10 protein-coding genes are annotated in these 13,164 nt (G+C 52.6%); 7 read left to right on the plus strand and 3 right to left on the minus strand.

The window, feature by feature from the left end:
* Positions 1 to 147: 147 nt before the first annotated feature.
* The 6 genes from CWS43_RS04345 to CWS43_RS04370 all read left to right on the plus strand — a co-directional run bounded on the left by CWS43_RS04345 (position 148) and on the right by CWS43_RS04370 (position 7,469).
* Complete coding sequence (locus CWS43_RS04345; protein ID WP_101075598.1) at positions 148 to 483, plus strand: helix-turn-helix domain-containing protein; 336 nt, start codon at positions 148 to 150, stop codon at positions 481 to 483.
* Between the two features lie 95 nt (positions 484 to 578).
* The gene (locus tag CWS43_RS04350; protein ID WP_101075599.1) at positions 579 to 1,730 is read left to right on the plus strand and encodes an efflux RND transporter periplasmic adaptor subunit; all 1,152 of its coding nucleotides are present in this window, start codon (positions 579 to 581) and stop codon (positions 1,728 to 1,730) included.
* A gap of 18 nt (positions 1,731 to 1,748) precedes the next feature.
* Positions 1,749 to 4,874 (plus strand): efflux RND transporter permease subunit, encoded by a 3,126-nt coding sequence (locus CWS43_RS04355; protein ID WP_101075601.1) that lies wholly within the window; start codon positions 1,749 to 1,751, stop codon positions 4,872 to 4,874.
* Positions 4,875 to 5,043: 169 nt separating this feature from the next.
* Positions 5,044 to 5,832, plus strand: a complete 789-nt coding sequence (locus tag CWS43_RS04360) for a carboxymuconolactone decarboxylase family protein (protein ID WP_101075602.1) — start codon at positions 5,044 to 5,046, stop codon at positions 5,830 to 5,832.
* 54 nt (positions 5,833 to 5,886) lie between these two features.
* Positions 5,887 to 6,333, plus strand: a complete 447-nt coding sequence (locus tag CWS43_RS04365) for a cupin domain-containing protein (RefSeq protein ID WP_101075806.1) — start codon at positions 5,887 to 5,889, stop codon at positions 6,331 to 6,333.
* Between the two features lie 80 nt (positions 6,334 to 6,413).
* Complete coding sequence (locus CWS43_RS04370; protein WP_101075604.1) at positions 6,414 to 7,469, plus strand: NAD(P)-dependent alcohol dehydrogenase; 1,056 nt, start codon at positions 6,414 to 6,416, stop codon at positions 7,467 to 7,469.
* A gap of 52 nt (positions 7,470 to 7,521) precedes the next feature.
* Here CWS43_RS04370 and CWS43_RS04375 read toward each other — a convergent pair whose 3' ends face one another.
* Genes CWS43_RS04375 through CWS43_RS04385 form a run of 3 tightly spaced genes read right to left on the minus strand, consistent with a single transcriptional unit; the run spans position 7,522 to position 10,254 of the window.
* Positions 7,522 to 8,439 carry a MurR/RpiR family transcriptional regulator gene (locus CWS43_RS04375; protein WP_101075606.1) on the minus strand — a complete coding sequence of 306 codons (918 nt, stop codon included), beginning with the start codon at positions 8,437 to 8,439 and terminating at the stop codon, positions 7,522 to 7,524.
* 46 nt (positions 8,440 to 8,485) lie between these two features.
* Complete coding sequence (locus tag CWS43_RS04380; protein ID WP_101075609.1) at positions 8,486 to 9,406, minus strand: PstS family phosphate ABC transporter substrate-binding protein; 921 nt, start codon at positions 9,404 to 9,406, stop codon at positions 8,486 to 8,488.
* Entirely contained in the window at positions 9,403 to 10,254 is an 852-nt protein-coding gene (locus tag CWS43_RS04385; RefSeq protein ID WP_101075611.1) for a PstS family phosphate ABC transporter substrate-binding protein, read from the minus strand. The genes CWS43_RS04380 and CWS43_RS04385 overlap by 4 nt, the downstream gene beginning before the upstream one ends.
* Before the next feature lie 481 nt (positions 10,255 to 10,735).
* Here CWS43_RS04385 and CWS43_RS04390 point away from each other — a divergent pair, with 481 nt between their 5' ends.
* Positions 10,736 to 12,916 carry a TonB-dependent siderophore receptor gene (locus tag CWS43_RS04390; protein ID WP_232776654.1) on the plus strand — a complete coding sequence of 727 codons (2,181 nt, stop codon included), beginning with the start codon at positions 10,736 to 10,738 and terminating at the stop codon, positions 12,914 to 12,916.
* The last annotated feature ends 248 nt before the right edge of the window (positions 12,917 to 13,164 follow it).

Raw genomic sequence — 13,164 nt, forward strand, 5'->3', positions numbered from 1 at the left:
CCCGGTCGCATGTAATCTTATCCACGCCATATCACCGCTGTTATTTTCAATCATCGCTTGAAAGCAGTTGTCATCTGAAAACAAAAACCAGTGTGATCTTGTTTCGAATCGCGCACTAAATACTCTATTTCTAAGAGGTATCTTGTGATGCACAGTGAAGTTATTAAATCTCTGATAGGTTGGATCGATGAAAATATCGATAAACCTTTGAAAATACGTGATGTCGCTGAAAAGTCAGGCTATTCAAAATGGCATCTGCAAAGAATGTTTCACCAGGTCATCGGAGAGACTTTAGGCAATTATATTCGCGATCGTAAGCTTGAATTAGCGGCGGATGAACTTCTCCATACAAAGAATGCGGTAATAGATATTTCCTTTAAGTACGGTTATGACTCACAGCAGTCATTTTCACGGACATTCTCGCGTAAATACAGTTTACCGCCACAGGCATACAGACGGATGCATCAGTCAAATTTAGCGTAATAACTATTTTATGATTTATTTTTGATTTTATTTTTATTTAACACAAATCCGCTTTTTTAGCGGAAATTCAGTTGGGAATATTGAGGTGGGAAACCATGAATGATTTGGGGCGTATCAGGCCTTTGGCAGCTTTTTGTCTGTTATCCGGGAGTTTGTTATTTGCGGGGTGCGATAACGGTAAAAATGCAGCCTCCGCTCAGCCAGCATTACCGGACGTCAGTGTTGTAAAACTGAGCACCGCGCCGCTGAGTATGACGTCTGAATTGCCGGGCAGAACTTCGGCGCTGCGCGTTGCTGACGTGCGTCCGCAGGTCTCCGGCATCGTGCAAAAGCGTTTGTTTACCGAAGGCAGTGATATCGCCGCCGGGCAGGCGCTGTATCAGATTGAACCGGCACCTTATCAGGCTGTTCTTGACAATGCTCTCGGTAGCCTGGCCGAGGCCGAGGCCAGCGCCCGCATTGCCGTCACCACCGTGAACCGCTACCGCACACTCACCGGAACACATTATATCAGTCAGCAGGATTACGATCAGGCGCAAGCCACGGCGCAGCAGGCCCGGGCGGTTGTGGTCGCAGCTCAGGCCGCCGTGAAATCCGCGCGTATCAATCTGGAATACACCACCGTGAGATCGCCGATTTCCGGCCGCATTGGCCGATCTTCGGTGACGGAAGGCGCGCTGGTTCAGAACGCGCAAACCGCTGCACTGGCAACGGTTCAGCAACTCGACACGTTGTATGTCGATGTCACACAGTCGGGTGATGAGTTTCTGCGTCTGCGTCAGGCGATGTCCCGCGGTGAGATTAAGCAGGTCAATGGCAAAGCTGAAGTCACGGTCGTGCTTTCTGACGGCGACACTTATACACCGAAAGGTACGCTGGAATTTTCCGATGTGACCGTGGATGAAACCACCGGCTCAATCACTTTGCGCGCTGTAGTGCCCAATCCTCAGCACCGTTTATTACCGGGAATGTTTGTGCGGGCACGGCTGGAAGAAGGAGTGGAACCCTCTGCATTGTTAGTGCCACAGGTCGCGGTAACCCGCAATCCGCGTGGTGATGCAATCGCCTGGGTGGTGGGTACGGATAATAAAGTGACGCTGAAAAATATCACCACCGGTAAAGCCTACGGCGATCAGTGGCAGGTGACGTCCGGCCTGGAAGCAGGCGATCGCGTGGTGGTCTCAGGCGTACAAAAAATTAAACCGGGTGAAGCCGTTGCGCCGCACGAGCAGCCGGTAAAGTCTTAATCAGGGAACGCGCAAATCATGTCTAAATTCTTTATCGACAGGCCTATTTTTGCCTGGGTGATTGCCATAATCGTGATGCTGGCCGGGGCAATTTCGATTCTCAATTTGCCGGTTGAACAGTACCCGAGCGTTGCGCCTCCGGCGATCCAAATCCGTGCACAGTATCCGGGTGCGGATGCCACAACCTTGCAAAACTCGGTGACCCAGGTCATTGAGCAAAATATGAATGGCCTCGACGGGTTGATGTATATGTCATCGACCAGTGATTCGTCGGGCACCTTGCAGTTGACACTGTCGTTTAAAACCGGAACCGACGCGGATATTGCTCAGGTTCAGGTGCAAAACAAATTGCAGCTGGCAACGCCGTTATTGCCGTCGGAAGTGCAGCAACAGGGGATTACCGTCAGGAAGTCATCCAGCACATTCATGATGGTTGTTGGTTTTGTGAACAGTAACGGCACCATGACGCAGCAGGATATTTCAGACTACGTCGGATCGAATATTAAAGATCCGATCAGCCGCATTGATGGTGTCGGCGATACGCAGATCTTTGGTTCGCAGTACGCCATGCGCATCTGGCTGGATCCGAACAAACTGAATAACTATCAGATGACGCCGGTGGATGTGATCAGTGAGCTGAACACCCAAAACGCGCAGGTCGCTGCCGGGCAAATCGGGGGCGCGCCACCGGTGCCGGGGCAGCAACTCAATGCTTCATTGATCGCGCAAACCCGCCTGATTTCACCCGAGGAGTTTGGCGACATTCTGCTGAAAGTGAATGCCGATGGCTCGCAGGTACGCCTGCGCGACGTCGCCCGTATTGAACGCGGGGGGGAAGATTATCAGTTCGTGGTGAAAATCAATGGACAACCGGCATCCGCGCTGGGCATCCAGCTGGCCACCGGGGCGAACGCACTGGATACGGCGGCGGCGGTACGCACTCAGCTGGAACAGCTCAAACCGTTCTTCCCGGAGGGTTTGCAGGTGGTGTATCCGTATGACACCACGCCGTTTATCAAAATCTCGATTAACGAGGTGGTGAAAACGCTGTTCGAAGCGATCGTTCTGGTGTTCCTGGTGATGTTCCTGTTCCTGCAAAACTTCAGGGCGACGCTGATCCCGACGATTGCCGTCCCCGTCGTATTGCTGGGCACATTCGGGATCCTGGCCGCCTGCGGTTTCACCATCAATACACTGACAATGTTCGGGATGGTGCTGGCAATCGGGCTGCTGGTGGATGATGCCATTGTGGTGGTGGAAAACGTCGAACGTGTAATGGCAGAAGAGGGGCTTTCTCCGAAAGCCGCGACGCGAAAATCGATGGCGCAAATCCAGGGGGCGCTGGTTGGCATTGCGCTGGTGCTGTCAGCGGTCTTTGTCCCGATGGCATTTTTCGGCGGCACAACCGGCGTCATCTACCGTCAGTTCTCGATAACGATCGTTTCGGCAATGGCATTGTCGGTTCTGGTGGCGTTAATCCTGACGCCGGCGTTGTGCGTAACCTTACTCAGGCCCGTCGCAAAAGGTAGCCACGGAAAAACCCGCGGTTTCTTTGGCTGGTTCAACCGTAAGTTCGATCAGAGCACACAGCATTACACCTCATCGGTTGGGCGGATTTTACAAAGCACCGGCAGGTACATTGTCATTTACCTGCTGATCGTGGCGGGCATGGTGGCCATGTTTATGCATCTGCCGACGTCCTTCCTGCCTGAGGAAGATCAGGGGGTGCTGGCAACGCAGGCGATTTTACCGGCTGGTGCGACGCAGGAGCGGACGCAGAAAGTGCTCGACACCATTACGGCGCACTACATGGATGACGAAAAAAGCAATGTGGCGAACGTGCTGACCGTCAATGGCTTTGGTTTTGCCGGACGCGGGCAGAACGTCGGGATTGCCTTTATCGGCCTGAAGGACTGGAGCGAACGTGCGGGGAATGCCAACAAAGTGACGGCGATTGTTCAGCGCGCCAATGCGGCATTTTCGAAAATTATTGATGGCACCGTAGTGGCCTTTAACCTGCCGCCGATTATCGCGCTGGGTAATGCCACCGGTTTTGACTTTGAGCTGATCGACCGTGGCAATCTGGGGCATCAGAAACTGCTTGAAGCACGAAATCAGCTGCTGGCGCTGGCTGCACAACATCCTGATGTGCTGATGGCCGTACGCCCGAATGGCATGGAAGATACGCCGCAGTACAAAGTGACGATTGATCAGGAAAAAGCCAAAGCGCTGGGGCTATCGCTGTCGGATATCAACACAACTTTATCGGCAGCCTGGGGCGGCAGTTATGTGAACGACTTTATCGATAATGGCCGGGTGAAGAAAGTTTACGTGATGAGTGATGCGCCATACCGCATGATGCCTGACGATCTCAACAACTGGTTTGTGCGTGCCACCAACGGGAAAATGGTGCCTTTTGCCAGTTTCTCGACCGCAAAATGGGTTTACGGATCGCCACGTCTGGAGCGTTACAACGGTCTGTCCTCACTGGAAATTCTCGGCCAGCCGGCACCGGGGAAAAGTTCGGGTGAAGCAATGGCGCTGATGGAACAACTGGCGGCGCAGTTACCGGCGGGTATCGGTCACGACTGGACGGGCATGTCCTATCAGGAACGGATGAGCGGAGAGCAGGCACCGGCACTGTATGCTATTTCATTGGTGGTCGTGTTCCTGTGTCTGGCGGCATTGTATGAAAGCTGGTCGATTCCGTTCTCTGTGATGCTGGTGGTGCCGCTGGGGGTTGTGGGGGCATTGCTGGCGACCAGCCTGCGTGGATTAAATAACGACGTTTACTTCGTGGTCGGGTTGCTGACGACCATCGGGCTGGCGGCGAAAAACGCCATTCTGATCGTTGAATTTGCCAACGACCTGATGCTTAAAGAAGGCAAACCACTGATTGAAGCGACGCTCGAGGCGGTACGCATGCGTTTACGCCCCATTCTGATGACGTCGCTGGCATTCATCCTCGGGGTTCTGCCGCTGGCTATCAGCAATGGTGCAGGGTCGGGCGCACAGAATGCCGTGGGCACCGGCGTGATGGGCGGGATGATTTCTGCCACGCTGCTGGCGATCTTCTTCGTGCCGGTGTTCTTCGTGGTAGTACGCCGTCGTTTTAGCCAGACCGGCATCAAAACAGAAGAGTGATAAACTTTTAAACATCAAGGTATTGCGCCTTACCGGCTCGGTGGGGGAAGGCGCATTGATGAGCTAAACTCATAGCTCCTTTCATATTTTGCTACCTAGTCCTCATAACCGATTGACGGTAACGTTTATCCGAACGTTGAGACGGTCATTATTTCAGGAGGAAGTGAAGATGAAAGGTTTAGCGGCAACGACGCTTTCACTGTCCATGATAATTTCCGGCGCTACGCTGGCTGCGACAACAGAGGCCAGAGGTGGTAACGAAGATTCATCCCGCGAGGAGAAGATAACCATGGTTTCACCTGCACTCGAAAATTACCAACGCAAAACCCTGGAAGGCGATTTATGGAAGCGCCAGGCTCTTTCGGCGCGTGACCGAAGTGTGATCACTGTCGCGGCAATTATCGCCCGTAACCAGGTTGCGTTAATGCCCGCGCAGTTTGCTCTGGCACTCGATAACGGGGTCAAGCCTGGCGAACTGTCAGAAATTATTACGCATCTGGCATTTTATTCCGGTTGGGGGAATGCGGCGGCGGCCATTGACGTGGCGCGCCCGCTGTTCCGGCAGCGCGGTATTACCGAAAAGGATTTGCCTGTGGCTCATCCGGAGTTGCTGCCACTCAATGAAAAGGCGGAGCAACTGCGCGTCAATGCGGTTGAGCAGTCTGTCGGCAGTGCGCAGTTCCCGGGGCTGGTCGGCTACACCACCGATGTTCTCTTCCACGATTTATGGCTGCGCCCGGCACTGGCACCACGCGATCGCAGTCTGGTTACGGTCAGTGCGCTGATTGCCGCAGGGCAGGTTGCCCAGGTGACTTTCCATCTTAATAAAGCGATGGATAACGGACTGACCGAAGCACAGGCTTCCGAAGTGGTGACGCATCTGGCGTTTTATGTGGGCTGGCCCAATGCAATGTCGGCTGTGCCTGTTGTCAAAGACGTGTTCGCTAAGCGTACCTAATCTTAACGGAGGTATGGCATGAACTTCCTTGCTGCATCTGCCGTAATCCTTTCTATGTTAGCGCCGGCCGCATACGCCGGAGCGGAGAATGAAATGACTGATACATTAAAAATCACCAAAAGCGGTTCCGTTCCTTCACAAAATGGCCCGGAAAATTACTTCACCGGCAAGGTTCGCATTGATTCACCTTTTAGCGGTACTGAACCCGCCCGTGTGGGAGGCGCGACGGTGACATTTGAACCCGGTGCCCGCACTGCATGGCATACACATCCGCTCGGTCAGACATTGATCATCACGCAGGGGCGTGGCTGGTTGCAGGAAGAAGGCGGGGAAATCCGCGAAATGAATGTCGGCGATATCGTGTGGATCCCTGAAGGTGTAAAACACTGGCACGGGGCAACGCCTGACAATTCCATGACCCACATCGCGATTGCCGAATCCCTGAATGGCAGCCCGGTTCAGTGGATGGAAAAAGTCACAGACGCGCAATACAGCAAATAAGTCTTCCCGGCTGACTCTCTCATCCTGCCCGGCCTTACCGGGCGGGATTTCTGACTTGATACCTATGCAGGAATAAAGAAATGACTCTTAAAGTTCTCGGTTACGCTGCACAGTCAGCAAAAGTTCCTTTAGCGCCTTTTGTGTTCGAGCAGCGTGATCCCCGCGACGATGACGTGGTGATTGACGTGCTGTATTGCGGTGTTTGCCATTCCGATTTGCATCAGGCACGAAATGACTGGGGGTTCAGTACCTATCCTCTGGTTCCCGGCCATGAAGTGGTCGGCCGCGTGGCAAAAGTCGGTAAAAATGTCACGAAATTCAAGGTCGGTGATTATGCCGGGATTGGCTGTATGGTTGATTCCTGCCGGGAATGCAATCCGTGCAAAAAGGGCCTTGAGCAGTATTGCGAAGAAGGCAATGTGCAGACTTATAACAGCGCTGACCGCCACGACCATATGCCAACCTACGGCGGTTATTCAAAGTCGATCATTGCGACGGAAGATTTCGTTCTGAAAATGCCGGAAGGGCTGGATCTGAAAGCGGCTGCGCCGTTGCTGTGTGCCGGTATCACGACCTGGTCACCACTGCGTCACTGGAATGTCACGAAAGGCAGCAAAGTGGCCGTCGTCGGTCTGGGCGGTCTGGGTCATATGGCCTTGAAACTGGCAAATGCGCTGGGTGCGGAAGTCACATTGTTTACCCGTTCAGCCAGTAAAGCCGAAGATGGCCGCCGCCTGGGCGCGCATCATATTGTGGTGTCTACCGATGAAGCGCAGATGTCTGCGATTAAAGGCGAGTTTGATCTGATTATTGATACCGTCCCTTATGTTCACGACATCAATCCCTACATGCCGACGCTGAATGTGGATGGTACGCTGGTGTTTGTCGGCTACCTGGGCGATATCAATCCGATGCTCAATACCATCACAATGATCCTGGGGCGCCGTTCTGTCGCCGGTTCGTGCATTGGCGGTATTGCGGAAACTCAGGAAATGCTCGATTTCTGCGCCAGACACGGCATTGGTTCTGATATCGAAATGATCAACATGCAGGACATCAATGACGCATATGAACGTATGCTGAAAAGTGATGTGAAATACCGCTTCGTCATCGATATGGCGACGCTGACGGCATAATCTTTAGAATTAACGGTGAGAAACGGCTGCCCGGAGGCGGCCGTTTTTGTTTTTATCCCCGCGGACTTTTTCTCGGTTTTGTCATTGAATTGCTCAACTCGTAAAGCCGGTTCATGGTTTGCAACGGGACTTTAGGCGATGAGGCGGCCAGTGCCAGCACCAGAATTTCCAGGCAGATCATCGGCGTGCCGTGAACCGGGATCTTTTCTGCATCAGCGCTGCGCGGGATGAAGACCACACAGTCTGCCTCTTTAATAAATACCGAATCATTGGTGCCGGTCAGCAGAATCGTTGAAATCCCCAGTCTTTTAGCTTCGGCCAGCGTCGTTAAACCTTCCCGGTGAGCACTGCGCTGCGCCATCATTATCAGGACATCGCCGGGACGCATGTTAATCAACTGCTCGCTGAGCGATGCGCCGGTACGGTTTAACACGTAAGCCGGCGTGCCGTTACGATTAAACAGGCGGGCCGTGTATTCCGCCAGCAGCGCCGACGCACCGATGCCGAAAATCGCCACCCGCTCTGCGGCCTGTAATAACCCGTTGGCATGTGAAAGGGCCAGCCGGTTTTTCTCTTCCGACAGCATCTGGCAGGTGTAGAGATACCCCTCAAGAACGAAATCAATGCTCGAATTGGTATCCGGCGTCAGTGAATTTACCGTGGTTGCCATTTTTGCCGATGACGTCAGCGTTTCCCCCAGGTAACTCGCCAGTACGTTTTTCAGGTCACGCAAACCGGAGAAACCCAGCGCCTGAATTGCCCGTACGACAGTGGCGTCAGAGCTTTGCGTATCTGCCGCAATTTCCAGCGCTGTTTTATCCAGCACGGCACCCCTGTGGGTATGGATATATTGTGCGACCGCAAACAGACGGGGGGAAAGCTGATCTTTACGCAGACGAAAACGCTCACCATAAAGATCCTGACGTGAACGGTTAGAAGAGTTTTTCGGGTTTTTCACAGTAGCGCCCATGGGTTCTCAATGCTGTTTGTTTTAAACAGGGTACCGGCAAAGCGGGTTACAGGCCTGCCAGATGTTCACGCTGAATTTCAAGCATTGCCGGTTCCAGGGGAACATAACCTTCCGGGCTGTGAGTTTGAGCTGCCACAATGGCCTGACCGGCGGCGGACAGCGTCAGTGCCACCCATTCTTTCACCTGCAGATCGAGTTTTTCTCCCGGCGGCAGATCGAAATACAGCGAAACATAACTGGAGAGCGGATATTTTCCCTGTTCTACATGCGAAAGCTGCGGCGAGTAGAATGCAGGATCACCCTGCGCTGCCAGCGGTAAAATGCGGACATCCTGCGAAAATAACGCCGCATTACACCACCCCAGAGAAGCCATGCCGAACGGGTCTTGCGCCACTGCCTCAACGATTGCGCGACGATCGGCCAGGCCTTCGTAATGACCCGGATAATGGTGGCCCGCCAGATGTGCCTGGCGAAACGCCGTGGCGTACTTGCCATTATCACGCAAGCCATAAAGGTGGATGCGCCGCGCCTTCCATTTGCCTTCAAGGCCGAGCTGTTGCCAGCGGGTGATGTCTCCGGCCGGGGTGCCGGCAGAGAAAACAGATGCAAGCTGCGTCATCGTCATCCCAGCCAGCGGGTTATCGCGGTGGACATAAATTGCTGGCGGGCTTTTCGCATCGGGGCGCGGGCCATGTCCGGTATAACCGACGTGGATCGCCGTCGGCAGGTAGCCTTTCGCCTGCCTGAACGCGGCCAGTTCATGCGGCCAGGGGGCACGCGACATCGGTGCAAGCCAGCTGGCATCGGCGGCCAGTGCCATGATCGCGGTCGACGAGCCTTCCAGTGTGCAATCGAAAGAAATGTCCGGATGCCTGTCGCCAAAGAGTGCGCACCACGGAAGAACCAGAGAAGCCATTCCGTCGTTACCGACGATCGGCAGCGGTGAAGCAAAGGAGTTTGAATTCATGAATGTACCGATAATAAAGCACGTTGCTGGCTGAGTTCACCAGGGTGTAAAGGGGTAAATGCAGAAGTCGCGATAATCGCCTGCCCGGCATCGGACAAAAGGAAATCAGCAAATTTTTGCGACGCGCTGTCGGTGATGCCCGAAGCATCCAACGGCAGATAAAGATGCAAAAAACGGGTCAGCGGCGTGGCGGGCTCCGCCAGTTTTACTGCACGGAGTTTTGGGTTTTCAATGCCATATTCAGCAATTCCAATACCATTCGGTGTGTTTTCCAGCTTTTTTAACAAACTCTCTGAGTCTGTGGCATATTCCGTGCGTGCGCTAAGTTCGCGCCCGGCAAAGTGATGTTTTTGCATGTATGTCTGAAGTGTACTGTCTTCAGGAAGGCTGAGCGGGCAAAGGTTGCCGCTTTTCTGTGCCCCCGGCACCTGTTCCCACCCGGAAAAATCACCCTGCGGGTTACCCTGAGTGAAAATCTGCGACAACTGCACTGCGGAAATCTCGACCAGCGGATTGCTGTGATGAACGTACAGCGTGGGAGGATCCGGGCTGATGGCAACTTGCAGGGCAAAGGGACGAGTTCCGCGCTGCTTTTTATAGGGCACGGCCTCAGTCGGTGTGATTTCCCGCTCAATCAGCGCCATTGAAGAACGGTCATTAATCAGAAAAGAGAAAGCGGAAGCTTCATGACATCCCTGTGTTATCACCTGAACTGACGGATGAATTGGCGTAAATGCGGTAATGAGCTTTTCGAGATACGGGATCAGTACAGGTTCCGCAGTAATGCGGATAACGGTCTGATTTGCATTATTACCCTGTATCGCGTGGGTATGACTGTCCGGGTTCAATCTGTATGGCCTCTCTTCTGATAAAGATTATCATTATCCTTTAAAATCATGATGAAGTACGTAACTGTAGTAGTCAACGTTACAAGGCGTGTTGCCACCTGACCGGAATTAAATGAAGTGAATTTTGTTTTGCCACCTGTTTTTTATTCTTTATATTTCAATGTCATGAAAAATAAACAGGGTGCCAGTTTTTCGTTTTAACCGGCTGTTTTCGCCGCAATAAGGTCTGTCATTTACTACTACATTCCCTTGTGTTGGAATGAGAATCATTCTAATTAAGTGGGCCTTTTATCTCAACGGGATCCGGATGGGATCTGGCACGGTGTTGCCGCTATTTCGCGGCATAACATTATAAATAATCAGGGTTATTACCTGACTGCGTCTGTACCCAGGTGCTGACGCAATAATAAAACCGGCCTGAAATAAATTTTGATTTAAATACTTTTACAGATGCTTTGGGGATGGTATGAACTTCAACACAATGAAAAAAAACAGCCTGGCGGTGTTAATCGCCAGCGTCCCGGTCTTATTCCCAGTCAGGGAAAGTCTGGCGCAGACTTATTCCGGGGAAAATAACGTCGCGTCCGCGAATAACCCTGAAATACGCAGTGATAATAAAAATTCACCGAAAGATGACACCATTGAAGTTAACGGTACTGCGTATAGCGAACCTTCCGGATACGTGCCGGGATACGCTGACGTTGGTGCTTATCAGGGGCGCGATATGATGGATGTGCCTGCATCGGTCAGCGTGGTTTCAAAAGAGGTGATTCAGGCGCAGCAGGGCACGGGGTTATTTGATGCACTGCGCAATGTCGCAGGTATTGTCCGTCAGCAGCAAAGCGGTATTGCTTACGACCAGCTTTCCGTGCGCGGTATTAACCTCGATAACCGCTCCAGTTATATGTTTAATGGCGTTTTGCCCTTTGATAATAACCTGCCTATTCCGATGGAAGATAAAGAGCGGATGGAAGTACTGAAAGGCGCATCAGCACTTTATTATGGTTTTGTTGCGCCGGGCGGGGTGGTGAATATGGTCACTAAACGAGCCGGACAGGAGCCGGTCAGGGCCGTTACGTTTTCCACTGACGATCAGGGTTCTTCGCTTGTGCACGTCGATCTGGCCGACCGTTTTGGCGAAGAGAAAAATTTTGGCGTTCGAATCAATGCCGTCACCAATAATATCCATACCCCTATTGACGGTGATAACGGCAATCGCCGGATGTTCAGTGCGGCGCTTGACTGGCAGGCAACGGACCGGTTAGCGCTCAAATATGATTACGAGTCAATTCGCGCCCGTATCACCGAGCAGGCAGCAATCGCGACACCCACGGCGGTCAACGGTGTAATGACGGTTCCGTCAATTCCTGACCCGAAAAAGTTGTTATCGATGAAGGGGAAAGACACACATTCTTCCGCTGAAACCCATTTATTGCAGGCCGAATATGCGCTGAGCAGCAGCTGGACCGGTAAGGTTAGCGCCGGACAATCCCGAACCAAGCGCGACCGCTGGCTGTGGGTGTTTGATAATTACAACGCGCAAACGGGCGCGGGGACGGTGTATGGCGCAGATCAACCGGGTCAGGATTACCTGAACCAGAATGTGCGGGCTGAGATCAAAGGGACGTTCGATACCGGTTCGGTAGGGCATGAATTGCTTTTCGGCGGCAGCCAGAATCGCCTTTTCCAGCCAAGTTTCCAGACTTACATGTATTCAGCATCGCAGAATATGTATGACCCGGTGACCATTACGTCTCTGACGCGAGCGGCGAAAAATACAAAGAAAACCCTGACTGACCGGGGTTTTAATAAGCAGACTATCCGTGATGGCGGCCTGTTCCTGCAAGACTGGATCACGTTAAACGATCAGTGGCAGGTGACCGGCGCTGTGCGCTACGGGCGTTACACCAGTACGCAGGTCGATGCGGCCTCCGAGGACGTTCACGCAGTGACCCCGGCCTTCAGCGTGCTGTATAAAGTGACGCCGGATATCAGCCTGTACGGCAGTTATGTGGAAGGACTGGAATCTGCGGGAACGGCACCTTCTACGGCGGCTAATGCCGGAGAATCGCTGAAAGCGGCCGTCAGTAAGCAAAAAGAGATCGGTATCCGTACACGAGTCTATGGTGAGCTTTATGCGTCAGCAGCCTATTTCGAACTGAAACAGCCTTCCGCCAGCACCGGGGATGACGATATTTATGCCCTCAACGGTGAAGCACGTTTTCGTGGCGGCGAGTTTTCGCTGCAGGGGGATATCACGGAAAATACGTCAGTCATGAGTTCGCTGATGTTGCTGAGCGCTGAGGTGACGTCAACCACCAATGAAAAGTTGCTGGGCAAAACGCCGGAAAATACGCCGAAGAAAGTCGCGAATGTGTTTATCAATCATAAACTCAGCGTTATTGACGGACTGGCAGTAAATGGCGGCGCTTATTATGTCGGGTCACGGCCGGTTAATGCGCAGAATCAGGCGTTTGTGGCCGGGTATACCACCTACAATGTCGGTGCCAGTTACACCACCAAACTGGCTGGCACCAAGGCGACCTTCCAGGCGACCGTCAATAATGTCACTGATAAACGCTACTGGAGTGCCGCAGGCAGCGGTCAGCTCGCGGTCGGAATGCCGAGGACATTACTGCTATCCTCAACGTTTGAATTTTAACCGCAGATCCAGATGTAATGCGGGCAGCCTTTGGGTTGCCCGTTTTTTATTCGACGTTTTAACTTGAGCCTGCAATGCGTGCGGTTATTTCTTCTTTTGAACCCTTTTATCCTAAATTATCTGCTCAACAGATAGCCCGTCATATTTAAGGTAAAAAACACCCGTTGTTCGGGGCATTAAAACCGGTGCTTTCTGTAGCTCTGACATAAGTAACTCGACTAATATAAATAAAAATCTACTAAAGAGTC

The organism is Rahnella sp. AA, from assembly GCF_002834385.1.
GTDB lineage: Bacteria > Pseudomonadota > Gammaproteobacteria > Enterobacterales > Enterobacteriaceae > Rahnella.